Annotated in this window: 21 protein-coding genes and 1 tRNA gene; 18 read left to right on the top strand and 4 right to left on the bottom strand. The window is 65.2% G+C overall.

What is annotated here, in order from left to right; translation table 11 throughout:
• Window positions 1-133: 133 nt before the first annotated feature.
• The 9 genes from IT430_05715 (at window position 134) to IT430_05675 (ending at window position 10268) form a co-directional block, all read left to right on the top strand.
• Window positions 134-1582: a sodium:solute symporter family protein gene (locus IT430_05715; protein MCC6907419.1), complete on the top strand. Its 1449-nt coding sequence runs from the start codon at window positions 134-136 to the stop codon at window positions 1580-1582.
• 227 nt (window positions 1583-1809) lie between these two features.
• Entirely contained in the window at window positions 1810-2118 is a 309-nt protein-coding gene (locus IT430_05710) for a nucleotidyltransferase domain-containing protein (GenBank protein ID MCC6907418.1), read from the top strand.
• Between the two features lie 156 nt (window positions 2119-2274).
• Complete coding sequence (locus tag IT430_05705) at window positions 2275-3453, top strand: DNA topoisomerase IV subunit A (GenBank protein ID MCC6907417.1); 1179 nt, start codon at window positions 2275-2277, stop codon at window positions 3451-3453.
• A gap of 262 nt (window positions 3454-3715) precedes the next feature.
• Window positions 3716-4339, top strand: coding sequence for a response regulator (locus IT430_05700; GenBank protein MCC6907416.1), 624 nt, complete (start codon window positions 3716-3718; stop codon window positions 4337-4339).
• Window positions 4340-4919: 580 nt separating this feature from the next.
• Window positions 4920-6206 (top strand): PD40 domain-containing protein, encoded by a 1287-nt coding sequence (locus IT430_05695; GenBank protein ID MCC6907415.1) that lies wholly within the window; start codon window positions 4920-4922, stop codon window positions 6204-6206.
• Window positions 6207-6310: 104 nt separating this feature from the next.
• Window positions 6311-7078 carry a hypothetical protein gene (locus IT430_05690; GenBank protein MCC6907414.1) on the top strand — a complete coding sequence of 256 codons (768 nt, stop codon included), beginning with the start codon at window positions 6311-6313 and terminating at the stop codon, window positions 7076-7078.
• A 184-nt stretch (window positions 7079-7262) separates the two neighbouring features.
• Window positions 7263-8282: a tyrosine recombinase XerC gene (xerC, locus tag IT430_05685; protein ID MCC6907413.1), complete on the top strand. Its 1020-nt coding sequence runs from the start codon at window positions 7263-7265 to the stop codon at window positions 8280-8282.
• Window positions 8283-8502: 220 nt separating this feature from the next.
• Window positions 8503-8573: transfer RNA gene (locus IT430_05680), tRNA-Gln, on the top strand.
• Window positions 8574-9302: 729 nt separating this feature from the next.
• A complete protein-coding gene (locus IT430_05675) occupies window positions 9303-10268 on the top strand; it encodes a prepilin-type N-terminal cleavage/methylation domain-containing protein (GenBank protein ID MCC6907412.1) in 966 nt (321 codons plus the stop codon).
• Window positions 10269-10390: 122 nt separating this feature from the next.
• Here IT430_05675 and IT430_05670 read toward each other — a convergent pair whose 3' ends face one another.
• From IT430_05670 to IT430_05655, 4 genes are all read right to left on the bottom strand, one after another.
• Window positions 10391-11107 (bottom strand): pirin family protein, encoded by a 717-nt coding sequence (locus tag IT430_05670; GenBank protein ID MCC6907411.1) that lies wholly within the window; start codon window positions 11105-11107, stop codon window positions 10391-10393.
• Between the two features lie 237 nt (window positions 11108-11344).
• Entirely contained in the window at window positions 11345-11935 is a 591-nt protein-coding gene (locus IT430_05665; GenBank protein MCC6907410.1) for a YeeE/YedE family protein, read from the bottom strand.
• On the bottom strand, window positions 11922-12476 hold the full coding sequence (locus IT430_05660) for a YeeE/YedE family protein (protein ID MCC6907409.1): 555 nt from the start codon (window positions 12474-12476) through the stop codon (window positions 11922-11924). Before IT430_05660 ends, IT430_05665 begins: the two co-directional genes overlap by 14 nt.
• A gap of 40 nt (window positions 12477-12516) precedes the next feature.
• Complete coding sequence (locus tag IT430_05655) at window positions 12517-12828, bottom strand: winged helix-turn-helix transcriptional regulator (protein MCC6907408.1); 312 nt, start codon at window positions 12826-12828, stop codon at window positions 12517-12519.
• Window positions 12829-13170: 342 nt separating this feature from the next.
• Between IT430_05655 and IT430_05650 the strand changes: the two genes are divergently transcribed.
• The 9 genes from IT430_05650 (at window position 13171) to IT430_05610 (ending at window position 23805) form a co-directional block, all read left to right on the top strand.
• Window positions 13171-14310, top strand: coding sequence for a PilT/PilU family type 4a pilus ATPase (locus IT430_05650; protein ID MCC6907407.1), 1140 nt, complete (start codon window positions 13171-13173; stop codon window positions 14308-14310).
• A gap of 131 nt (window positions 14311-14441) precedes the next feature.
• Window positions 14442-16112, top strand: a complete 1671-nt coding sequence (gene tadA, locus IT430_05645) for a Flp pilus assembly complex ATPase component TadA (GenBank protein ID MCC6907406.1) — start codon at window positions 14442-14444, stop codon at window positions 16110-16112.
• An 86-nt stretch (window positions 16113-16198) separates the two neighbouring features.
• Window positions 16199-17440, top strand: a complete 1242-nt coding sequence (locus tag IT430_05640; GenBank protein ID MCC6907405.1) for a CvpA family protein — start codon at window positions 16199-16201, stop codon at window positions 17438-17440.
• Between the two features lie 79 nt (window positions 17441-17519).
• Complete coding sequence (locus tag IT430_05635; GenBank protein ID MCC6907404.1) at window positions 17520-18443, top strand: hypothetical protein; 924 nt, start codon at window positions 17520-17522, stop codon at window positions 18441-18443.
• Between the two features lie 83 nt (window positions 18444-18526).
• Window positions 18527-19963: a trypsin-like peptidase domain-containing protein gene (locus tag IT430_05630; GenBank protein ID MCC6907403.1), complete on the top strand. Its 1437-nt coding sequence runs from the start codon at window positions 18527-18529 to the stop codon at window positions 19961-19963.
• Window positions 19964-20287: 324 nt separating this feature from the next.
• Window positions 20288-21361 carry a squalene/phytoene synthase family protein gene (locus tag IT430_05625; GenBank protein MCC6907402.1) on the top strand — a complete coding sequence of 358 codons (1074 nt, stop codon included), beginning with the start codon at window positions 20288-20290 and terminating at the stop codon, window positions 21359-21361.
• A gap of 9 nt (window positions 21362-21370) precedes the next feature.
• On the top strand, window positions 21371-21892 hold the full coding sequence (locus tag IT430_05620; GenBank protein MCC6907401.1) for a shikimate kinase: 522 nt from the start codon (window positions 21371-21373) through the stop codon (window positions 21890-21892).
• Window positions 21893-21975: 83 nt separating this feature from the next.
• Window positions 21976-22881: a sugar phosphate isomerase/epimerase gene (locus IT430_05615; GenBank protein ID MCC6907400.1), complete on the top strand. Its 906-nt coding sequence runs from the start codon at window positions 21976-21978 to the stop codon at window positions 22879-22881.
• Between the two features lie 141 nt (window positions 22882-23022).
• Window positions 23023-23805 (top strand): cytochrome b N-terminal domain-containing protein, encoded by a 783-nt coding sequence (locus tag IT430_05610; GenBank protein MCC6907399.1) that lies wholly within the window; start codon window positions 23023-23025, stop codon window positions 23803-23805.
• The last annotated feature ends 42 nt before the right edge of the window (window positions 23806-23847 follow it).

Below are 23847 nucleotides of genomic sequence, written 5' to 3'. Positions count from 1 at the left end.
AAAGGGCGATCCAGCCGCTGGTGCGCCATGACGCTGCGCCGAACGTGGTGCATTTGTCCGCGCTCGTGCTTTTGGTTGGTCATGACGCGGCCCGCGTCGCTTTCGCACTGCGGCTGCCGATACAATCCGCACCTTGATCGACCAGCACCTGCACGCCATCGACTGGTCCATCCTCGTGGTCTACATGCTGGGCATGATGGCCATCGGCGGGTTTCTCCTCACCCGCATCTCCGGCTTCAAGCAGTATTTCCTCGCCGACGGCATGCTCACCACGCCGCTGCTCGTGTGCACGCTGGTGAGCACGTACTACGAACTCGACGTCACTTTTGCCGTGAGCGAGCAGGGGTACTACTACGGCCTCGTGTCGTGGTTCTGGCTCAGCCGACCGTATTACCTGTGCATCATCATCGGCGCTTTGCTGCTGGCGCCGCGCCTCAAGAAGTTTGACTGCATCACCCTGCCGGACCTGCTCGAGCAGCGCTACGGCAAGGCGACGCGCATCGCCGGCGCCGCCGCGTGCTTCATCTACAGCCTGCCGATCACCGCCCTGGCCGGCATGACGATCATGTTCACCATGCTCGGCTGGAACAAGGCCGAGGCGCTGCTGGTCTCCATGGGCATCTGCGCCGCCTACACCGCGATGGGCGGCCTGTGGGCCGACGCTATCTCCGACACGATCCAGTTCGTTCTCATGTGCGTGGCCCTGGCGATTGCGATCCCCATCGCGCTCAAGTGGGTCGGCGGGTTTGAATCCTTTGATGTGCTGCCCGCCGAGCACATGACGGCTACCGGCGGCCTGCGCTGGGGCATCATCCTCGCGTGGTCGGTGGGGGCGCTGACGATCTTCGTCGAGCCGGCGTTCTACCAGCGCATCTTCGCAGCCAAAGACAGCAGGTCGATCATCTACGCGATGCTCATCGGAATCGCGCTCTGGGCGGCCTACGACTGGGGCGTCACCGTCGTGGGCATGATCGCCCGCGTGGCGGTGGAGAAGGGAATGCTGGCCGAGGATCTTGAAGGCAAGAAGGCGCTGATGGCCGTGTGCATGCAGACGCTGCCCATCGGCCTGCGCGGCCTGTTTCTCGGCGGCGTGCTCGCCGCGGCGATGTCGAGCACCGATACCTACTCGCTGCTGGCCAGCGGAAATCTCGTGTACGACATCTATCGCCCGCTGCGCCGCAAGCCGCTTACGGACAGGCAGCTCATCCTGCTCACGCGCATCGGCATCTTCGCCGTGCTGCTGCTGGCCTCGTGGATGTCGCTGCTCTTTGAGCGCATCACCGACGCGTGGGTGTTCATGAGCGGCGCGCTCGCGTCGGTGGTGCTCGTGCCGGCTCTTGGCGCGATCTTCGGCCGGCCGCCGCGCCTGGCCGGGTGGCTGAGCACGTGCAGCGGGCTGGTCGTCTACGCGGCGTACCACACGGTCGTGGCGATCTACGGGCAGTACGACGAAGAGTACGAATCCGTGTTCTGGACCGTGGCCGGCTTCGACGCCTGGCGCGAGTACGCCGTGCTCTTCGCTCTGCCGGTCTCGGCGGCGGGTTTTGGCGTGGGCCACGTGCTGGGGAGGAAGGAGCCATGATGCAGTGGGCGACGTGGCTTTCGGTCATCATCCTCGGCCCGGGCGCCGCGGCGGTGTTCGTGTGGTTTCTCGTGGACCTGAAGCGCATCCTGCCGAAAGGCAAGGACGCGACGGGCGACTGATGCAGCGCGTGTGGGCCGCGCGCGATGGGGCCCTGGAAGGGCGATTCAACCAGCGGGCGCGGCGATCACGCGAAGACGGGGCGCCGGCTATCATCGGGAGCAGGCATGAAAGAGCAGTTGCTACAGCATCGCGGCGAGTTGGCGGAATTGTCCCGCCGCTTTGGCGTGCGCCGGCTCGAAGTTTTTGGCTCGGCGACTGGATCCGAATTCGATGCGCAGCGCAGCGATATCGACTTTCTTGTCGAGTTCCATCCGTCAGTTCCGCGAACCCACTATGAGAGCTATTTCGGATTGCTCGAAGCCCTTGGGCGACTGTTTGAGCGACCGATCGACTTCGTCGAGCCGCAGACCGTCCGAAACGCAGCGATGAAGCGCCGGATGGAGGAGAGTCGGACGCTGCTCTTTGCCGCATGATCCTGAAAAGTATCTCGAAGATGCGCTCGACTCGTGCAACTTCCTGAATCGTGTGGTTCGTGCTCACGGAGAGGGTGCCGGAATTGGCGGGGCAGTTGCGGACCTTGCTCCATGGCGACAAGGATGAATGTTGAGAAGACACACGGAGGTGTTCACATGGCCAAGAAGACTACGAAACGAACTGCGGCTGCAAAGGCCCCGCGCACGCCCAAGCGATCCGCCGGTTCCTCGCGCACCGACGCCGCCAAATCAGCCGCGACGCTCAATCGCATCAACGAGGTCGCCGGCGCGGTCGTCAAGACCTCGCTGGCCGGGCGCGATCCATTTGTGGACATCCCCACGCGCAGCCTGAGCAACACGAGCTACAACAAGTCAAAGCGCATCCTCGAAATGGGCAGCGCCAGCCAGCGGCGCAACCTCTTCAACCTCGGCCAGGCCAAGAAGTTCATGCAGACCATGCTGCTGGCCAAGGGCTGCAAGGATCTCATCCAGCGCGAAAAGACCTCCAGCCTCCGCGGCATGTTCTACGCCGGCCTGCACACCATCGAAGGCACCAAGGAGAAGACCTTCGAAGACCAGAGCGAATCCGATTCGATCCTCGAAGATCTTGAAGTCACGCTCGAATCGTTGCGCGAAGAGTTGCACGTCTACGCCGACAAGCGCGGCGACATGGTCGGCAACATCACGCTCATCGACAACGGTGACGAGATCGACTGCCGGCGGATGGGGTCGGGCGGCTACGGCATCCCGAGCATCACCGAGCCGCGCGTGATCCAGTTCAAGAAGTGTGAAGCTGAGTTTGTCCTCCACGTCGAAAAGAACACCGTGTGGCAGCGCTTCAACGAGGACAAGTTCTGGAAGAAGCACAACTGCATCCTCACGCACGGCAACGGCCAGCCGCCGCGCGGTGTGCGGCGCCTGCTCCAGCGCCTGAGCAGCGAACTCGGCCTGCCGATCTACTGCCTGCTCGATTGCGATCCGTGGGGGCATTACATCTACAGCGTCATCAAGCAGGGCTCAATTTCGCTCGCGTACGAATCCGGTCGCATGGCTGTGCCCGATGCGAAATTCCTGGGCATCCGGGCGATGGACTACGACCGCTATAAGTTGAGCGACGACGTCCAGATCGCCCTGACGGACCGCGACCGGACGCGAGCCAAGCAGATCGCCGAATACCCATGGTTCGCCGAAAAGAAGCCGTGGCAAAAGGAGATTCAGGCTCTGCTGCGCAACGGCTTCAAGATGGAAGTCGAGTCGCTCATCACCAAGGACATCTCCTACGTGACCGAGGTGTACGTACCCGACCGCCTCAAAGCAGAAGACTGGCTCGACTGATCCGCTTTGCGCAGCTTCCGCGATCTGCAGAAATCCTTTGTTGGGATTGCGTTTGCGCGTTGCATCCGGTGCGGCGGCATGGTACACTGCTGTCGCATTGAGAGCCGTCAGCGCCGGTCGATTCCTCGGCGGCGACTGACCACGAAGGCGCGTGTGATTTCGAATCGGGAGTGTGGCAGCCGCCACCGGCCGCAGGCGCCTCCGGGCGACTGCAGTCGTCAGGCGCGCTGGTAACGGGCTTTTGATTTCGGAGTGGCATCGAATGGGATCATCTAACGGCGCGCCTCGCCTTCGCCGCATCCTCATCGCCGACGACGAGCACCTCGTCGTCGAGGGGTTGACGCGGAGCCTGAGCGATCTGAACTACACCGTAACCGCAAGCTGCAAGAACGGCGAAGAAGCCGTGCAGGCTTGTCGCAACGACCGGCCCGATCTCGTCCTGCTCGACATCCAGATGCCCAAGATGAACGGCCTGGAAGCGGCGAAAGTCATCTACGGCGAGATGGGCATACCCGTCGTCATCGTCAGCGCCTTCTCCGACTCGCAGTACCTCCGCACCGGGGCCGACGTGGGCGTGTTCGGCTACCTGCTCAAGCCGGTGACGCGCGATGATCTCGAAGCGGCGATGACCATCGCGTGGGCGCGGTTCCTCGAGAGCCGCACCGCCAAAGACGAGATCGCTCAACTCAGCAAGCGCCTCGAAGACCGCAAGATCATCGAGCGAGCCAAGTGGATCCTCGTCGAGCGCCTGCAGATCAACGAAGAGACGGCCATGAAGCGGCTGCAGAAGCAGGCGCGCGACAACCGCCGCACCCTCGCCGACGTGGCGAGCAGCATTCTCGAAAACGCCGAACTGTTCGTCAGCGGGGCCCAGACCAGCCCCTGAACGGGCGGAAAGTTCTGTTCGAAATCGGCAAGTTTTGCCGCTTTCGGGGACTTTCGCTGGCGAACGGGCCGGAGTGGGGTAGACTAATCGCGTTCGGGGCCACGTCGCCCCTTCAAGCCGAGAGGCAAGGATCCTCTCGCGACCGTCTGCGGTGGGTGGCTCGGGCTCGAGTCAGCGGCAGATTCAGGCTCGCGATCAGCGGCTTGCGAAGAATGAAGACAACTCGCGGCGGCAGATTCACGACCGCAGATCGTGGGCTCCGGTTCTACGGAGCCGGAGGCGCTTGGGCGAGGATTTGCATCCGACCATTCCCGATCTCGCATCGGGGCAGGAGAGGGCCGGCATCCAGAAGGGGAGTGCCGGCCTTCCTGCGTTTTTGCGGCGAACCGCTCCGGCCGTCGCACGAAACCGCCAGTCGATCACGATTCCTGCCTCACCTGCCGCGGCGTTCTGGTCGATAACCCATCAGCCGCCCTGTGGCAATCGATGAAGCCCATTCAGAAAGTCGTCCGATAAAGGCCAGACGGATGGCGGGCGCGCGAAGCGCCGGCGGTCGTCCACAATGGAAACGGGATCTGACATGATGAAGCGCTATCTGCTCTCGCAAAACTGCCTTGTTGCCGCCTTCGCACTGGCGGTTTCTGGCTGCGCCTCGACTCCGGCGGAGCACGCCCAGACCCAGCCCACCGGCCCGGAGCCTGCGGCACAACTGGCCGACACTGCGGGACCATCCGCAACCGGCTCGATGGATGGCGGCGCGGGGGAGAGCGGCTATCTCAGCCTCGACGAGGCGCTGGCGCCGACGAGCGACTCGCCCACGAATCCGCCCGTTCCGTTCCGGACCGATTCAGGTCTGACGGACTTCGATCCCTGGCTGGGGCTCTACGGCGAGATCGACGGCTACGGGGGCCGCTCGACGCAGACCGCCGCGGTCGAGAACATTGCGCAGGTGACCTTCGCCACCGAAGGCCGCGACGCGGAACCCGACGTGGATAAGACAGGCGAGTACGTCGCCTACTCAAGCACGCAGCACAGCCGCTCGCCCGACATCTTCGTCAAGAGCGTCTCCGGTCTGACCATGCGCCGGCTCACCGATGATCCCGCGAGCGATCGCATGCCGCGCTTCAGTCCGGACAATTCTCAGATCGCCTTTTGCTCGAACCGCTCGGGAAACTATGACATTTACCTCATCGACGCGGCCAACGGCGGGCAGGCGGTCCGCGTGACCAGCGACGCCGCGCACGAGATTCATCCCTCCTGGTCGCCGGACGGCAAGTACCTCGTCTACTCGCGCCTGGGCGATCAGTCGGGCCGGTGGGAGATGTGGGTGACCGAGGCGGGCAACTTCAACTCGCGCCGCTTCATCGGCTACGGCCTGTGCCCGGAATGGAATCCCGATCCCGCGTCGAATCTGATCGCGTTCCAGAGTCCGCGCGAGCGAGGCAGCCGTCTTTTTGGCATCTGGACGATCGAGTTCGTCGACGGCGAGGGCACGCGGCCCACTGAGATCGTCAGCGCGGCCAACGCGGCGGCGATCAACCCGTCCTGGAGCCCCGACGGCAAGATGCTCACCTTCACGACGATCACCGAGCCGGGCCAGCCGGGCGGGAATGCAGCGCACACCGGCGCCTGGGCGGACATCTGGGTCGTCAATCTCGACGGCTCCAGTCGCGTGAATCTGACCAACGGCGAGTACGCCAACATCGAGCCCACCTGGAGCCCCGATGGCCGCATCCTGTTCGTCTCGAACCGGTCGGGAGTCAACAACATCTGGGCGATCGGCCCCGATCGGGCCATCCAGACCGCCCGCGGGCCGTCCTCGGTCAATGCGAATTCGGGCGTAGTGGGCGTCGATACCGGCCCATGAGGCTCCGTCGAAAGTCCGCGGGTCGATTGGTCCGAAAATAGACCCCGGGTCGAATGCTGAATCACGTGCCGACGGGCGGAGTCCGTCGTGGATGGCAGGACGCCATGACAAGTGTGCAGATCATGACGAACAGGTGGCGCGCCGCTCAGCCGGCTTGCCTGTGCCTGCTGTTGCTGCTGCTTTGCGGCTGCATGCGGCAGCGCACGGCGATCAACGCGCCGCTCATGAGCCCGTATCGCGAGCCGGTCACCTGGGCGGTTGCGCCGCCGGCCAACGAGTCGGGTGTGAGCACCGTTGACACGCTCGCCGTGGCCGACCTCATCGCCCGCGAAGTGCAGAACGTGCGCGGCATCGACGCTCTGCCCGTGCAGCGCGTGCTCGACGGCATGCGCGCGATGGACATCGGCAGCATCGACTCGCCCGCCGCGGCTCGCGCGCTGGCGCGCGTCATTGGCGCCGATGCGATCATCGTCGGCTCGGTGACGGCGTATGACCCGTACCGGCCGCCGGTGCTCGGCCTCACGCTTCAGTTGTACCACGCCCAGCCGGCGGCCCCGGCTGACGATCTGATCGAGCAGATCGGCACGGCGCCCTCCGACAGCGCGCTGCACGGCTTCGAGCCGGACGCCTGGCCTGAAGCGAGTGCGGCGGCGGTGCTCAACGCGGCGGACAACGGCGTGCGCCTCAGCCTCGAACAATTCGCCCGCGGACGCACGGAAAGCAATTCGGCGCTCAACTGGGAGCGTTATCTGGTCGTTATGGATCTGTATACGCAGTATGTCGTCGACCGCCTGCTTCGCGATCTGCTCATGGAAGAGCGGACGAGAAACAACCGGCGGCTGGCGACGGCCAATCAACGGCCTGCCCCCTAGGCGCTGCCGGGTCTGCTGACCCGACGCGGCCTCGGCGGAGGCCGCAAGGGACAGCGAGGACCGGCATGGACGCCGAAACCCCCTCCATCACAGACCGTCAATCGTCCGCCAACGGTGCGCGCTTCGAGCCGCGCCGCTGGCCTTCTCGCGGCGGCGCCATTACCTGAATACGGGAACCACACCCATGGCCAGTTTCCAGATCATCGAGTCGTTCCTGAACTACCTGCTCAACGAGCGCCACTTCAGCGCCTACACCGCCAAGTGCTACGGCGCCGACCTGCGCCAGTACGGCGACTACCTCGCCGACGAGTTCGACATTGCCGTCAACGCCGAGCAGGAGTCGCGGGCTCTCCAGCACGCCCGCGCCCACGGCAGCAACGGCGCGAGCAACGGCGCCGCCGCCCCCGCGACCGTCACCGGCACCATCGTGCAGGCCGACATCAACGTCATCCGCGCGTTCCTGGCGCACCTGAGTGAGCAGAACTATTCGGCCTCGACCATGGCGCGCAAGATCGCCACGCTCCGCTCGTTCTACAAGTGGGCCGACCGCACCGGGCTGGTCAAGGGCAACCCGATGGTCATGATCCGCACCCCCAAGCAGGCCAAGCGCCTGCCCAAGGCCATCACCGTAGAAGAAATCGAACGCTTGCTCAGCGCGCCCGACGATCGCGAACTGCTCGGCGCCCGCGACCGGGCCATCCTCGAGACGCTCTATTCGACCGGCGTGCGCGTGAGCGAACTGGTCGATCTGGATTCGACGGACCTCGATGAATATGGCGAAGCGCTGCACATCCGCGGCAAGGGCAAGAAGGAGCGACTCGTGCCGCTGGGCTCGCACGCGCTGGCGGCGATCCGCCACTACCTGACCATGCTGCACCAGGACCCGCGCCACAAGCAGGCCGACGCCTCGGGCAAACGGCCGCCGCTGTTCATCAACAAGCACGGCGGGCGGCTGAGTTCGCGCTCGGTCCGCCGCAAGCTCGACAAGTACCTGCGCGAGGCGGGGCTCGATCCGAGCATCAGCCCGCACACGCTGCGGCACAGCTTCGCGACCCACCTGCTGGGCAACGGGGCCGACCTGCGCAGTGTGCAGGAACTGCTCGGCCACCAGTCGCTTTCGACCACGCAGATCTACACGCACCTCACGACGCAGCGGCTGCGGGATGCGTATGACGACGCACACCCTCGGGCTGAGGCCGGCTGAAACGCCCCGATCCGGCCTTGACAGGACACCAGCGGGGGCAATCCGGCTGCTGAGCCTCGCGGTTCGCAGCCGAAGGCGGACGTCGACACGATGGGTGGGGTCGACGTCCGCCGACCCCGTGCCCTGGGGGCCGCTCCCGGTCGCTTCACCCGGAAAAAACCGAACTTGCCGAAGCCCGATTGCGTGCTACATTTCAGGAGGTCGGTGAAGACCCGCCGTTTGGGGATTGGTGTAACGGTAGCACGACTGACTCTGGATCAGTTAGTGAAAGTTCGAATCTTTCATCCCCAGTTTGCTCTCAGCAGCATGATCTGATTCCAGCAAGCCCCGCCGCCCCAAGCGACGGGGCTTGTGGATAGCGCGAGTAGGTCGGGACAAGGCTTTGTCGAAGAGCCTGAGGAAACCCCGAAGGGCGCAGGCCCGGCAATTCGCGCTGCGATTGACTTGCGCACGCGTCACGCGTTCGCAACGTTCCGTCTTCGAGGCCGAAGGCCTCATCGTGAGTAGCCGGGAGTCCAGGGAGCGCAAGCGAGCGCGACCCCCGGACCGCCTGACGATCACGCCTTCGACGTGCAAACCATCCTGCATGACGAGCGATCCCAAACCCTTCGCACACATCGCCCGGAGCGGCGAGGTGTGGCGCCCGGTCGGCCCGCGTCTCTCGGTGCGTCCGACCATTGCCGGAAGCCGCCCGGCCGCATGACCCGGCTCAGATCGAAATTGTGGAACCGTCACCTGATCCGGGCGTATGGTTCCATGTTCGCCCGGAGTCATGTTCATGACGAAGGGGAGGCGCCAACGCAGGCACAGACGTTGGGCTTCGAGGTTGACGGGTAGATTCGGGAAGCGCCAGTCGGTCCGGTCGCACGCCGGGCTGACGGTCTGAATTCACGACGCTCCCTGATTTCGTGATGCAGAACAAGTTGACGCCCGGCGGTGGCATTGCGCCACCACCGACTCATGGTTGAAGTAGCGACTTACGGTCTCACACTCAAGACTTCTCATGAAAGGGACGCATCCATGCGCAACAGCAAACTGCACTACTCACACAGCACTCGCGGTTTCACCCTCATCGAACTGCTCGTTGTCATTTCGATCATCGCGCTGCTGATCGGTTTGCTGCTCCCCGCTCTTGGGAAGGCCCGAGGCGCGGCCCGCACGACGCGCTGCATCGGCAATCTGCGTGACATCGCCATCGGCCTTGAGACGTATTCGCAGGAGTGGAATGGCATCGTCGCCAACGGCTCCGTCTGTGAAACGGTTTACGAGTGGAACATCGGCGCCATCTCCGGCACGCGCCCCGCCTTCGAAGCCAGCTGGTCGCGTCTCTTCGGCTGGCCGCAGGAAATGGGAAGCGGCAACATGCACTACGGCGTACTCAACCGCTACTGGTTCTGCGCCATGGCCAAGTACATCGCCGGCCAGGAGACCTCCAAGGCCGTCTGGGACGATGTCTTCTTCTGCCCCGATGACCGTATTTACCCGGCCCGCGCCAAGGAAATGCGCGACGCATTTGCCAACCGGATCACCCGCAGCTCCTATCTCATGACCGACGCGGCGTTCTGGGATCCCATGATGTTCACCGAGGATCGGCTGCCCGAGATACTCTCGCAGCATCAACACTACAATTCCGATGGATGTGGTGATAGAGGTCCCTCCACGCCTGTCACGCCGGGCCGCCGCTACCTTCGCATGGAAGAAGCGGCGTTTTCCAGCCAGAAGGTCTACGTCTGGGAAGTGAACGCGTTCCACGAGCAGCCAACCCACGGGTACAACGAGCGCGGCCTCGGGGCGACGGTCCTCTTCTTCGACGGCAGCGCCGACAAGCGCACCGCCTCCAGCATCGAGAACCTGGACCCGCGCCTCTACGTGCGCCTGCGCAACCGCATGGGCTGGACGGACGAGGCGCTCCAGCCCGATGACCCGCTGCAGTACTACCACGGCGCCACGAAGCACGGCATCCGCGGCCGCGACTTCATCGACTGATTGTCGCCGTCATCTCTGAACACCAGCACGCCCCGCGAGAACTCGCGGGGCGTGTTCGTTTTTTGCCCCCGGGAGAAGGCGCCGCAGTGCGCGGCTCAAGAGGCGCCGCAAATCTGCCGCGATCACGGCAGATCGAACAGCAGCACCTGGCTGTTGGTCAGGGCTTCGATGTCGAGTTGGGCCGGACCGTCGAAGGTGACCGCATCGCCGGCTTTGAGTTCGGCTGCGCTGAAGCGGATGCACCCCGTGGCCACGTGCAGATAGCCATGCCGGCCTTCGACGAGATCGATCTTGAGCCGCTTGCCCTCATCGAGATCGGCCACGTGGACCGCGGCATCCTGGTGGATGCGCAGCGAGCCGTTGCGCTCATCCGGGCTGGCGATCAGTTGCCACTGGTTGTGGCGCCGGTCAGGCGGGAAGGACTTCTGCGCATACGCGGGTTCGAGGTTGCGCTGATCCGGCTCGATCCAGATCTGGATGAAGTGGGCTGGCGCAGCGCTCGAGCCGTTCATTTCACTGTGGCGGATGCCGCGCCCGGCGGTCATGACCTGGGCCTCGCCGGGCATGAGCGTGCCGCGCGTGCCGGTGCTGTCGGCGTGCGCGAGTTCGCCTTCGAGCACCCAGGTGATGATTTCCATGTTGTCGTGGCCGTGCTCGCCGAAGCCCTGCCCGGCGGCGACGATGTCGTCGTTGAGCACGCGCAGCCCGTGGTAGGAGACGCGGGTGGGGTCGTAGTAGCGGCCAAAAGAGAACGAGTGCCGGCTGTGGAGCCAGCCGATCTCAGTCGTTCCTCGATCTTCAGCCTGACGAACCTCGAATTCGCTCGGTGCGATGGCCATGGTGTGCCTCCGTCCGGCCTGGGGCCGTCTGATTCATAGGCGTGCAGCCAGCCCGAGATCATCAGCACTACGCCCACCAACCCGCTCGCCGGCGATGGGCAGAGGCGGGGTGCAGCGAGAATCGGAGTCGAGTTCCCGCCACGGCCCGCGCGAAGCAAAGCCCCGGCGGCGTCAACGCCCGGGCTCTGCGACAAACATCAGTTCTCAACATCCCGGGACCCCGGGAGAGAACGGCTGTCACGCCGGGGCCGGCGTGCGTCCCGCCTTTCCACGGTCCGGTCCGCTCCGCCGGGCCGGGAGGATGGCGAACACGATCAGCGCGATCCCGATCAGCGGCGCGATGAACAGCCACGGCGACAGACCCGTCTCATCGGGAAGCGTGACTTTGCCCAGATCGCCCACCGGCAGCACATGCGCACTGATCCACGGATACGCCTCGGCGTAGAGTCCGGCGCCGACGATCATGCCCAGGAAGCCGAAGATGGCGTGGCGCGACCCTTCGCCGATGGCGCCCAGCCCCGTGCCGGGGCAGTAGCCGAGGATGGCCATGCCGACGCCGAAGATCACCCCGCCGGCTGCGTTGGCCAGCAGCGTGGCGCTCTTGATGTGCAGCGGCACGTCCCACATCTGATGCATCGCGTAGACGCCGACTGCGCCAACGACCACCGCGGTGAACATGGTGCGCAGCACCGTGTGATCGACCCAGAGAAACTGGCCGACGATGGTGCTGAATCGCGTGACCGTGGCGCGCTGCAGAAGGAAACCGAAGACCAGGCCCGTCAGCAGGCCATAGACAAGGTTCAGAATGTTCGGGTCAGCTTTGAGCACGGCTGCGACCTGCCTTTCCATAGACGAGCAGCGCCGTGGCGATGCCCGCGGCGAAGAAGCACGCGAAGAACACCCAGCTGCTCACGGCCAATTGGAGCGAACCGCTGATGGCGTGGCCCGAAGTGCAGCCGTCTGCGAGCCGCGCGCCAAAGAGCAGCAGCACGCCTCCCACAAACGCCGCGGCGTAGCGCAGCGCCTTGCTCGGGCCGAAGCGGGCGGCCCAGATATCCGGCACGTGCTCAACCTTGAACGACCGGCCGAGCCAGGCCGAGAGCATCGCGCCGAGCACAAGCCCGATCACGAGCATCATCTGCCAGTCGAGGAAGTACTTGCCCTCGCCGAGCATGGTCTTGACGTAGTAGGCGTTGGAGCGAACGTGCTCGGGCGCGGCCAGTGACTCGATCGCCCCGGCCATCGAGACGAGGCTCGTACTCGTGCCCAGCGCCTTGTGCATGAGGCCGAAGGTCACCCACGACAGGACTCCGATGCCGGCGCCGACGACGTAGGGCGACCAGCGAGACTGTCTCAAGAGATGAACCATGACCGACTCCTTTCAAACGCCGGCGTGGCCGTCGGCTCACCTACCGGCCGTCGCCGTGCTCGCGAATGCACGCAAGCAGGTGCTCGGCGTGCGGGTTGATGACTTCGTAGAAGACGCGGCGACTGTCGCGCCGCTGCTGGACGATCTCGTGCGCCCTCATCTGCGCCAGGTGCTGGCTGACGACGGCCTGGGGCAGGTCGAGGTCGTCGGCGAGCTGCCCGACGTGGATGGACTCCTCAAGCAGCCGGTCCACGATGCGCAGGCGCACCGGATGGGCCAGCACGCGCAGCACCGCCGCGGCTCGATCGAGGGTCTCGTCTGCAATGGCTCTGGGCGAAGTGCTTCGCGGCATGGGTGATCCTCTGGGTGCGATCGACGGGCAATCTTATGCGAACATTCAGATATCTCAAGTATTCAACATATCAGGGGGCGACGGATCAGGGAAACGGCCCTGAAGTCGCCGCGCGGGCAGCCCGGCGGACAGTCGAGCCCGAAAAGCGCCGCGGGGCGGGAATGCAGCGGCGGGCTGGCGCGGTTATAATCCCTGTTGCTGCCCTGATCGGCCCGAAATGCAGGCCGGACCGGCGGCATCGGACCGGTCAGGCGGCTGGGGCTGGACCGGTCGCCACCACGACACACGCAGCGGTTCGGGAGGCGTCGCCGGGACCGGCCCTGACGATTCAAGGAGTTTATCGTGAGCGTTCACACAGCGGGCATGTCGATCAACGCCGTTCACCACGACATCGGCACCGTCTCGGGTGAAGGGCAGGCCCTTATCGACAAGTTCCTCGACGCGACCATCCGCTTTGAGGCCAGCGACCTCATCGTCAAGTCCGGCGCTTCGCCCAAGATTCGCCTGCGCGGGGCTCTCAAGCCGCTCAAGATCGATCCCGTGACCGAACAGCAGATGTTCCAGATCGCCAAGGACGTGCTCGACGACAACCAGTACCAGAGTTTCAAGACGCGCGGCTCGATCGACTTCGCGCACGATTACGACGAAAACAACCGCTTTCGCGTGAATCTCTTCATGGCGCGCGGCAAGCCGGCCATCGCCGCCCGACTCGTCACCAGCAAGATCAAGAGGTTCGAGGATCTCTACCTTCCGCCTGTGATGTCCGAGATCGCCATGAACGCCCAGGGCCTCGTGCTCCTTTCGGGCGTGACCGGCTCGGGCAAGTCAACCACTATCGCGGCGATGCTGCAGTACATCAATGAGCGCAAGCCCGTGCACATCGTCACGATCGAGGACCCGATCGAATACATCTTCAAGGACGCCAAGGCCTTCGTGAACCAGCGCGAAGTCGGCATCGACTGCCTGGACTTCAATGATGCGCTCCGCGCGCTGGTGCGCGAGAACCCCGACGTGGTGCTCATCGGCGAAATGCGCGACAAGGAGACGTTTGAAGCGGCCATCCGCGCCGCCGAAACCGGCCACCTCGTGTTCGGCACGATCCACGCGTCCTCGGCGTGGCAGTCGTTCGGCCGCATCTACGACCTGTTCAACCCTGAGGAGCGCGAGCAGATCCGCAAACTGCTCGCCTACAACCTCCGCGCGATCGTGTATCAGAAACTGCTGCCGACGCTTCACGAGAACATCGGCCGCATCCCGGCGATCGAGATTCTGGTCAACAATGCGCCGGCCCGCAAGTACATTCTCGAGGGCCGCGAGGGCGAACTGCTCGACGTCATCCGCGCCAATAAGGATGCGGGAATGATCGACTTCACCGGCTCGCTGGTGCAACTGGTCGAGCAGGAGTACATTCACTACAAGGTGGCGCTCGAGGCGACTCCGAATCCGGAGGAACTCTCCATGCGCCTCAAGGGCATTACCTGATGGCGAGGCGAGGCGAAGCGCAGGCGGCGAGAGCGGCCGGCGACTTGCCTTGTCGCAGCGCCGGTCTATCTTGCATGGACGCCGGATTCAACGCCGCGCCGGGGCGCGGATGATCGCTCGAAAGGACCACCATGCCGCTTTCGCTCGCCGTTGAGTGGTACATCCTCGTCGGCCCCTGGGTGCCGCTGATTGCACTCGTCTTCCTCTGCCTCTGGGGCTGGGTGACTTCCACCATCTGGGACAAGGACACGCTCTACTGGCACTTCAACCGCGAAGGCTGGAACATTGCGCACCTGATCTGCGGCACGCTGGGTTTTGCCATCATGATCCTGCCCATGCCCGTGGTCTGGTGGCCGGCCGTCGGCTTCACCGCCGGCCTGCTGGTCATGTGGGGTTCGAGCATCGCCTACTGGATTTATCACAACCGCAACGTGCCCGAAGACCAGGCGTTCCGCGTCTCCGCCGAGGGTTTCCGCCAGCGCATGGCCGCGCGATCTGCGGCTCGTCAGCAGAAGGCCGCGGCGATCTCGGTCATCGACGCCAGCGGCGTGGCCCGCGGCCTGCCCGCCAAGGACGATCCGCTCTTCCTCGTTCACATGACGATGGAGGACATGCTCACTCCGGCTCTGGTGCAGCGGGCGTCTTCCGTCGAACTCGTTCCCAACCGCAGCGGCCAGTACCAGGTCAGCCAGATCGTGGACGGCGTGCGCTTCCGTCGCGAACCGCTCGACCCCGGCGTGGCGAATGCCCTGATCGACTACATCAAGCGTTCGGCGGCTCTGGATGTGGCCGACAAGCGCCGCCGGCAGATGGGCGACTTCACCGCACGCTTCGGCACCGAAACGCACGAGATCCGAGTACGCTCGGCCGGCTCGACGGCGGGGCAGACGCTGACGATGGACATCGACCTCAAGAAGCGAGTGGACATCAAGCCTAAAGACCTGGGCCTGCTGCCGCGCCAGGTTGAAGCGCTGGACAAGGCGACGGCGGATCTGCACGGCATCGTGCTCGTCTCGGCCCCGGCGGGCAACGGCCGCACCACCATGCTCTATTCCATGCTCCGCCGGCACGATGCATTCACCGCCAACATCCGCACGCTCGAGATCGAGCGGCTGGTGCTCATCGACGGCGTTGGCCACTCCGAATTCAAGCCCGAAAAGGGCGTGGACTTCGCGACGGAACTCCGCTCCATGCTGCGGCGCGATCCCACAATCGTGATGATCGAAGACATTCCGGACAACCGCACCGCGCAGGAGGCGGCGGCGCCGGGGATGCGCGGTCCGCTGCAGTACATCGGCGTGCGGGCCGACTCGGGGCTCGAAGCGCTGGCGAAGTGGGCCAAGGCCGTGGGCGATCTGAAACTCGCCGCCGAGCCGATGAAGGCCGTCATCTCCTGCCGCCTGCTTCGCCGCCTGTGCGACAACTGCAAGGTGCCCTATCAGCCCGATCCGAACCAGTTGCGCAAACTCGGCCTGCCGCCCGAACAGGTCAAGCAGCTCTTCAAGCACTCGGGCAAGGTCATCGAGCGCAACCGCGAAGAGACCTGTCCGGCCTGCGGTGGGCTGGGCTACCGCGGCCAGTCCGGCGCGTTCGAGGTTATGGTGTTTGATAGCGACGCCCGCAAACTCGTCGCCGCCGGCGATCTCAACGGCCTCAAGACGCACATGCGGCGCATCAAGACCATCAGCATTCAGGAAGCCGCGCTGCGCAAGGCCATCGACGGCGTGACCAGCATCGAAGAGGTGATTCGTATCACGCGAACCGGGCAGGCGCCGCCGGCGCCCCAGGCAGAGGTTGCGTGATCGGCGGCGCCCGTTGTGGCGCGCGGCAGAGAACTCAATGCGGCCGGCCCGATCGCGCCGGCCCCGGACTTGAGGAGTAGACATCCATGATCATGAACATCCTCGTCGTCCTGCTGGTCGGCGTGACCGCGTGGATTCTCGCGGCGTACGGCTTCTTCTCGGCGCTGCTGCACTTCGCGTGCGTCGTCGTCGCCGGCGCCATCGCGTTTGCCGCCTGGGAGCCGATCGTCATGCTGTTCCTCGGCAGCAAGATGCCCGACTACGCATGGGGGCTCACGCTCGTGGTCGTGTTCTCATTGAGCCTGTTCATCCTGCGCCTGATCGTCGGCAAAGCCTGCCCGGCCCAGGTGCACTTCTCGACGACGACCAACTTCATCGGCGGCGGCGTGCTGGGAGCCGCGTCCGGCGTGCTCACCATCGGAATGCTCCTGCTGGGCATCCAGATGCTCCAGATGCCTTCCGAGATGCTCGGCTACCGAGGCTGGAAAGTCGATGAGCACGGCGAAGTCAACCGGCCCTCGGGTACGTCCGGCCACCTCTGGTTGCCGGTGGATGATTGGACGGCGAAGTTCTACACCTGGGCCAGCAAAGGCTCGATGTACGCCCCCAACAACCTCGCCCGCTGGTATCCCGATCTGGCCCGCGCCGCCAGCCTCTATTCCGAGAGCATCAACAGCGGCGAGAGTCGCCAGGGCCTCGGACCCGACCAGGTCAAGGTGCAAGGCGTGTACGAGATTAACGACGAGGCGCTGCCGAGCAACTTCCTCGACGAGGAGGCCAAGGGCATCAATCGCGCCATGCAGGCGCCGGGCAACCGGTTCAAGTTGACCATCGTTGACGTGTTGATCGACAACGCCGCCGCGGACAAAGGCGACAAGCTTCGCCTCACCAAAGCGCAGGTGTACCTCGTCTGCCGCACCGATTCACCGGAGGAGACCTACGAGCCCATCTACCCGAGCGCGTTCATTCAGAAGTACCAGCCGGACAGCGCCGAAGAGGGGCGATTCCTCTACGACGGCGGCGATCTCGCGGCCAGCAGCGTCGGCGGCGCTTCATCGGGCATCCCGCTCAAGTTCGAATTCGTCATGCCGCAGACCTGGCGACCCAGCCATATCGTGGTGCGCCAGATGCGAGCCCCTATTCCGCGCACCGCTCCGACGGTGTGGACCGAGCGCGATCTGGCGGCCCTCAAGACCAACGAGCCGCCGCCCCGGGCCGGCGGCGCCGGTTCGACCAAGCCGTGGCTGGGCTATGTGCTCGGGCTGGTGTGCGTCGTGATGGTCATGGTCGTCACGGTCCAGGAGCCCAAGCGCTCGCACCAGGATTGACGCGATCACGGGGCTGAAGGGCGCCGCGCGCGATCCTTTAGCGGCAGTTGCCCCGCGCGCCGACTATCCTCCATCTCCCATGGCCGATTCGGTGACATTTCGCGCCCCGGCGAAGGTGAATCTCGCACTCGCCGTCGGCCGCGCCGATTCGGCGTCGGGCGATGCGCGGCATCCGATCTGCTCGTGGATGGTGCGCATCTCGCTTTGTGACGATCTGACCCTGACGCGCCTGCCCGGCGGCTCGCTCTCTCGCTACGCGATCATGTGGGCCGAAGACGCCGTGCACAGACCCGAAATCGACTGGCCAATCCGCAAGGACCTTGCCGTCCGCGCGCACCTGCTTCTCCAGGAGGCCACCGGGCGCGACCTGCCGGTGCAGATGAAGATCGAGAAGCGCATTCCGCTCGGCGCCGGCCTGGGCGGAGGTTCGAGCGACGCCGCATCGATGCTGCTCGCGTGCAACGCGCTGTTCGAACTCAATCTGACGCTCGATCACCTGCACGAACTGGCCGGCCGCATCGGCAGCGACGTGCCGTTCTTTCTTCGTCACCCTTCAGCTATCGTGCAGGGCTTCGGCGAGCGGATCAGCCCGGCCGGGCAGCCGGACGACCTGCACCTGGCGCTTTGTATGCCCGATCTGGCCTGTGCGACGGGTGAGGTGTACCGGCTGTTTGACGGTTACGCGCCCGGCGACGGCCCTTTCGAGCAGGCAGCGCAGCGCGTACGGGCCATGGCGGCCGCCGGGCGCGTCCGCAGTGATGCGCCGTTCAATGATCTGGCCCGCGCCGCGTTTGAATTGCAGCCCGATCTCGCCCGGCTCGCGGCCGATCTGGCCGATCTATCCGAGCGGCCGGTTCATGTAACCGGCAGCGGCTCGAGCCTGTTTGTGGTTTGCGAGTCGGCGCTTGAGGCGGGGATGCTCGCCCACACGGCGACGCAGCGCCTCGATGCGCCCGTCATCGCCGTCGGGCTCGAGGCTGCGGGCGAACCGGGCCGACTGTAATCGTGTGATGGGATGAGCGGGCGGCTGCATGCGTCTTGTTGAAGGGTCGCCCGGGGAGTCTGATCGATAATCGAGGATTGGTGATGAACGAAGTTGACAGGATTGGAACAGGGCGCGGCTTCGCGGCAGTGCTCTGCGCAACGATGACACTGGCGCTTGCCGGGCCCACGGCGGCCCAGATTGAGCACCCGGCCGTGGCCCGGGCCATGGAGATCAGCGACGCCTTCAAAGCCGTCGCCGAAGAGGCCAGCCCCAGCGTGGCGCGCATCACCGGCTACACGCGCGGCGGCGCCAAGGTCACCGGATCGGGCTTCCTCATCGACAAGCAGGGCCACCTGCTCACCAACAACCACGTCGTCGAAGCCTCGCTCACCTTGCTCGCCGAATTCAGCGACGGCCGCATCAAACCGGCCACGCTCGTGGGCGCTGATCCGTTGACCGATCTGGCCGTGGTGAAGATCGAGAGCGATGGCGTCGCCGCGCTCCCGTTCGCGAGTACGAACCAGCTCGAAGTCGGCGAGTGGGTCGTCGCCGTCGGCTTCCCGCTGGGCCTCGATCAGACGGTGACGGTGGGCGTGATCAGCGCGACCAACCGCCGGCTCAATATCGTCGGCAGTTCCATCGGGCGACGCGGGTACGAAGATTTCATCCAGACCGACGCCGCCATCAACCGCGGCAACTCAGGCGGGCCTCTGCTCAACCTGCGCGGCGAAGTCGTCGGCGTGAACGCGGCGATTGTCACGCAGACCGGCGGCTCCGATGGACTCGGCTTTGCCATCCCCACCTCGCTGGCCAGTTACATCGCGCGCGAGTTGATCGATAAGGGGCGCGTCGTGCGCGCTTGGCTTGGTGTCAATCTTCAGGATCTCACTCCGGCGCTGTCCGTCAGCTACGGCCTGCCGCGCGATCAGGTCGGCGTGCTGCTCACGGAAGTTGACCCGAGGTTTCCCGCCGGGAGCGCCGGCTTGCTGGCGGAGGACGTTCTGTCCTCGATCGACGATCGGCCCGTGCTCAACGTCGAAGATCTGCGCAGCCAGGTCGCGATGATGGAGCCGGGCAAGCGGATCGTTGTCGAGGTCTATCGAAATGCGCGGCGGCGCACCTTCGAAGTGACGCTGGCCGAGATGGAGGAGACCGACGCGGAGGTGCATCGCGAGATCATCGATCCGAATCAGGGCGGGCGACTCGGCGTGAGCCTGCTCGACGTGACCGAATCCGCGCTGCGCAATCTCGGCGAGCAGACCGGTGTCGAAGTGTCGCAACTCGTGCCCGGCCGGCCCGCGCAACTGAGCGGAATCGCGGCGGGCGATCTCATCGTCGCCGTCAACGGCCAGCCGCTCCAGGCGGCGCGTGTCGGCTACAACGGCCGAAGTTGGGCCAAATGGCTCTTCGAGTTCATCGAATCCTCCAAGCCCGGTACGATCATCCGCTTCGCCGTGCGCAAGGCGGTCGTGAGCGGGTCTGGACGGCTGGCGGGATATGACTCGGCGCGAGCCTACGTGGCGATAGAACTTCAGTAAACTAAGCGCCGTGCAGCGCAAGAGTTGCGGCTCAGTCGGGGAGCCGCCCCAAAAGTAAAACCGCCGACCGGAGAAACTCCGAATCGGCGGCGGGTGGATGGCAGGGTCGTAAGTCTTTGGCGCAGGCGCACCTGCGCGATTGCTGACCCTATACTATGGCATCGGCAGCCTCAGAATGCAATCGAAAACTTGCGTTTTTGTTGAATTTCTGGTGGATAACCGCCGGCACGGCGCGCTCAATGACGGCCGAATCTGCTGCGGCAACTTCTTCGAACTGGTTATCGGTCGATTTGACGCGGCCGATCAACGGCACGGTGCGCGGGCATGACGCGTAACGTCGCCGCGCCCGTGGACCACCGCCACTCGGCGATCCTGCATCGCGCCTGTCGGCGCAGCGCGCCCGACATCTGGCTTGCCGTGCGATTCCTCCCTCGTGACCCGCGCGACCAGCTGCTCGCCGCAGCCGCCGTACTGCGACTGCTGTCGGACGTGGTGGCCGGCCGCGAGGTGGAGCGCGATCCGGCCGCTGAAGACAACGGACCCAAGCCGCCGGCCGCCCTGGGGTGCGGGTGCGGCTCGGGGTCGCTGGCGCAGCGCACGGCCGTGGCCCACAATATCGTCTCGTTCCTTTTCGAAGAGGCTGAGGCCGCGTCGATCGGCCGGCCCGAACTCGAGGCTTTTGTCGCGGTGCGGCAGGCCCGCCAGCTGCCGCGCGCTGCCTTTGATGCGTTCGTTGACGGGTGCAGCGCTGGCGTCGAGGTGCGGCGTGTCGCCACGCGCCGCACCCGCGAAAACCTGGTCGGCGCCGTCGCCGGGCCGCTGGCGGAGATCATGGCAAGCATCGTGCTCCCCAATCCAGTCGCTGGTGAGCTTTGCTCGATGGCCGCAGGCGCCACGGGAGCGATCATGCAGGCCCGGGAATTGCTTACGCTCCGCCGCTCACTGATTGCGGAGGATCGCTGCCTGGTTTCGCTGGAGACATTGTCGCGCTTTTCGCTGCGCGATTCGGACCTGGTCCGGTGGATTGGCGGCGCGGAGACCGAGCCCGATTCAGAACTTGACCGCCGCTGCACACTGCTGCTGGCGCAGCTTCGCCGCGAGTGCCTGGCCGATTTGGTTCACGCCGCAGGGCTTCTGGAGCTCCTGCCGGGCGGGGCCGGGCGTGCCGTCGCGGCGGTCGTCGGGGTATGGGGCGCGGCGCTGTGCGGTGAACCACTGGGGAGGCACGAGCCGCCGCTGGCCCTGCCGGACCGCCTGCGGGCGTATCGCTTCCGCGCGTGGCGCCACGCCATTGCCCGGCGGATCGACCCGAGGCTGGCGGCGTCTGCGCAGGCTTCGGCCGATCCTCTCGCGGTGGAGTTGCCGATGAATCAATCCGATCCCGTGCCGCACCGCTGAGGATGCCCCATGAACATCATGCTGATCGGCGCTCGTTCCAGCGGAAAGTCCACTCTGGCGCGCATCATCGCCGACGCGTTGTGGCGAAAATTCATCGACATGGATCAGGTCGTGCTCGCCCAGTTCGCCGAAGGGACGATCTCGGAGGTCTGGCAGGTCCACGGCGAGCCGGCGTGGCGCGACGCGGAGGGGCGCGTCATCGCCGAACTGCTCAAGGCCGATGATCAGGTCATCGCGGCCGGGGGCGGGGCGCCGCTCGTGCCGGCCGTGCAGGAGGCGATTGACGCGGCTCGCGCGGCGGGTCGGCTGAAGGTCATCTACCTCGCTTGCGACGCGGTCGAGCTGCGACGCCGGCTCACCGCCCAAGCGGGAGATAGGCCGTCACTCACGGGCCGGCCGCCGTCAGAAGAGATCGAGATCGTCTTGGCACAGAGAGACCCGATCTACCGCATGGTCGCCGATGTGGTGCTCGACGTGTCCCGCCTGGGCGAGCGCGACGCTGCCGACTACCTCATTCGAAACCACTTCTGACTTCTGGCCGGTTTTCCGCGTTTGACCGTCGAAGCGCTGTCTCTACGATTGCCTCCGCGCCCCAGGGCCCGGGCAGGAGCGTCATGAGCGAAGCGTCGAATCAGCACCCGATCAACCCACTGGCATTCAGCACTGTCGCCTGCCCGCAATGGGGCCTGGAGCGCGTGATCGAAGCCGCCGGCGAGTACGGCTACCAGGGCGTCGAACTGCGGACGTTCGGCTCGGGCTCGAGCCACCTGGCCTGCGATCCGGCACTGAGCGATCCGGAGAAGGTTCGGCACCTCTTCGACAAATCCTCGATTCAGATCTCCTGCCTGGCGACGAGCGCCGCACTGCACTACCGCGGCAAGACCGAGGCGCGGCAGGCGCTGGCGAGCGCCAAGTCATTTGTTGACATGGCGCAGGCCCTGAATTGCCAGCGCATTCGCACCTTCGGCTACATGATCTATCCCGGCGAGCAGCCGCCCGCGGCGATTCGTCGCCTCGCCGAGCGCTACGTCGAACTGGCCGAATATGCGGAAGAGAGCGGCGTCGAGATCGTCATCGAGAACGCCGGCTCGTTCGCCCGCTCGCGCGAACTGTGGAACCTCACGAACTACACCGAGCACCCGCTTGTGGGCGTGTGCTGGAACGTGGCCTATGCCGCGACTGTCGGCGAGCGGCCGGGGCTGAGCGTGACCACGCTCAACAGCCGCATTCGCTACGCCAAGCTCAAGGACACCGTGGTCGGCGAAGGCACCGGCTACTGCGCGCTGGGCGAAGGCACGGTGGAGGTCGAGCGCTTCGTCGAAATGCTGCGCGGCATCGGCTTCACCGGCTGGCTGTGCTTCGAATGGGATAAACTGTGGCTGCCGGGGCTGGCAGAGCCGGAGGAGGCGCTGCCCAGGGCCCGGGAGACACTGTCGGAATGGATGCGCCTCAAGGTGGATAAGAAAGGCAAGCCTCTGGCCAAGCGCGAGGCGGCTGTCCTTGAAGTGCGCAGTGGATGATGGCCGGGCGAGCAGGCAGCGCCGGCGGCTCAAAGGTCCGGCGTCCACTGCGAGCCTTGCTCGACCCTTAACACGGGTTGCTCAATCTGTATGAGTGGCTGGAGCCGATTCGAAAACGACCAGCCGCGAGAGGAATGTTTGATGCTTCAGGGCGTGATCAACTCGATTCGCGAGAGCCAGGTGTGGAGTTCGATCTTCCGCCACGGCGTCCCGCGCGACCGCCGGACGCGGGTCATGGCGATCATGTCGAACGTTTTCCTTCACCTGCACCCCGTCGCCGTGCGCAAGAGCGGCATCCGCCTCTCTTTTACGTGGTGCATGGGTGGCCTCACTTTCTTTCTGTTTATCGCCGAGACCATCAGCGGCGTGCTGCTGATGTTCTATTACCGCCCGGTGGTCGAATACGCCTACAGCGACATCATCCAGATGAGAGCTGCCCTGACGCTGGGCGTGATGCGCGAAATCCACCGCTGGGGCGCCCACGCCATGATCATCGCCGTCTGGCTGCACATGATGCGCGTGTTCCTGACCGGCTCGTACAAGCCGCCGCGCGAATTCAACTGGGTCGTCGGCGTCATTCTGCTCGTGCTCACGATGCTGCTCTCGTTCACCGGCTACCTGCTGCCGTGGGACCAGCTGGCGATCTGGGCCATCACCGTGGGCAGCAAGATGGCCGAGGCGACGCCCTTTGCGGGCATGAACGGGCCCGGGCGCGAATTGCTCCAGTTGCCTGGCGGCATTCCAATCGTCACGCCGTATTCCGATGCGAAGTTCCTGCTCCTCGCGGGCGATTCGGTCGGCGAGGCGGCGCTGCTGCGCTTCTACGTGCTCCACTGCATCGCGATCCCGCTTGCGGCCGCGACGCTGATCGCCGTGCACTTCTGGCGCATCCGCAAGGACGGCGGCATCAGCGGGCCGATGTGAGGGGAGAGGCGGCTGGGGATGACGGCGGATCAGAGACTTCGC

The sequence above is a fragment of the Phycisphaerales bacterium genome, from assembly GCA_020852515.1.
Taxonomy (GTDB): Bacteria; Planctomycetota; Phycisphaerae; order Phycisphaerales; family UBA5793; genus UBA5793.
Note: the sequence above shows the minus strand (reverse complement) of the source record. Positions and strands in the feature narration are given on the sequence as shown.

Coding starts and splice junctions, on each gene's coding strand:
- IT430_05695 (MCC6907415.1), top strand. CDS start 4,920: ATGATGAAGCGCTATCTGCTCTCGCAAAACTGCCTTGTTGCCGCCTTC.
- IT430_05635 (MCC6907404.1), top strand. CDS start 17,520: ATGGCCGATTCGGTGACATTTCGCGCCCCGGCGAAGGTGAATCTCGCA.
- IT430_05660 (MCC6907409.1), bottom strand. CDS start 12,476: ATGGTTCATCTCTTGAGACAGTCTCGCTGGTCGCCCTACGTCGTCGGC.
- IT430_05700 (MCC6907416.1), top strand. CDS start 3,716: ATGGGATCATCTAACGGCGCGCCTCGCCTTCGCCGCATCCTCATCGCC.
- IT430_05655 (MCC6907408.1), bottom strand. CDS start 12,828: ATGCCGCGAAGCACTTCGCCCAGAGCCATTGCAGACGAGACCCTCGAT.
- tadA (MCC6907406.1), top strand. CDS start 14,442: ATGCCGCTTTCGCTCGCCGTTGAGTGGTACATCCTCGTCGGCCCCTGG.
- IT430_05610 (MCC6907399.1), top strand. CDS start 23,023: ATGCTTCAGGGCGTGATCAACTCGATTCGCGAGAGCCAGGTGTGGAGT.
- IT430_05620 (MCC6907401.1), top strand. CDS start 21,371: ATGAACATCATGCTGATCGGCGCTCGTTCCAGCGGAAAGTCCACTCTG.
- IT430_05615 (MCC6907400.1), top strand. CDS start 21,976: ATGAGCGAAGCGTCGAATCAGCACCCGATCAACCCACTGGCATTCAGC.
- IT430_05690 (MCC6907414.1), top strand. CDS start 6,311: ATGACAAGTGTGCAGATCATGACGAACAGGTGGCGCGCCGCTCAGCCG.
- IT430_05640 (MCC6907405.1), top strand. CDS start 16,199: ATGATCATGAACATCCTCGTCGTCCTGCTGGTCGGCGTGACCGCGTGG.
- IT430_05675 (MCC6907412.1), top strand. CDS start 9,303: ATGCGCAACAGCAAACTGCACTACTCACACAGCACTCGCGGTTTCACC.
- IT430_05630 (MCC6907403.1), top strand. CDS start 18,527: ATGAACGAAGTTGACAGGATTGGAACAGGGCGCGGCTTCGCGGCAGTG.
- xerC (MCC6907413.1), top strand. CDS start 7,263: ATGGCCAGTTTCCAGATCATCGAGTCGTTCCTGAACTACCTGCTCAAC.
- IT430_05710 (MCC6907418.1), top strand. CDS start 1,810: ATGAAAGAGCAGTTGCTACAGCATCGCGGCGAGTTGGCGGAATTGTCC.
- IT430_05625 (MCC6907402.1), top strand. CDS start 20,288: ATGACGCGTAACGTCGCCGCGCCCGTGGACCACCGCCACTCGGCGATC.
- IT430_05705 (MCC6907417.1), top strand. CDS start 2,275: ATGGCCAAGAAGACTACGAAACGAACTGCGGCTGCAAAGGCCCCGCGC.
- IT430_05670 (MCC6907411.1), bottom strand. CDS start 11,107: ATGGCCATCGCACCGAGCGAATTCGAGGTTCGTCAGGCTGAAGATCGA.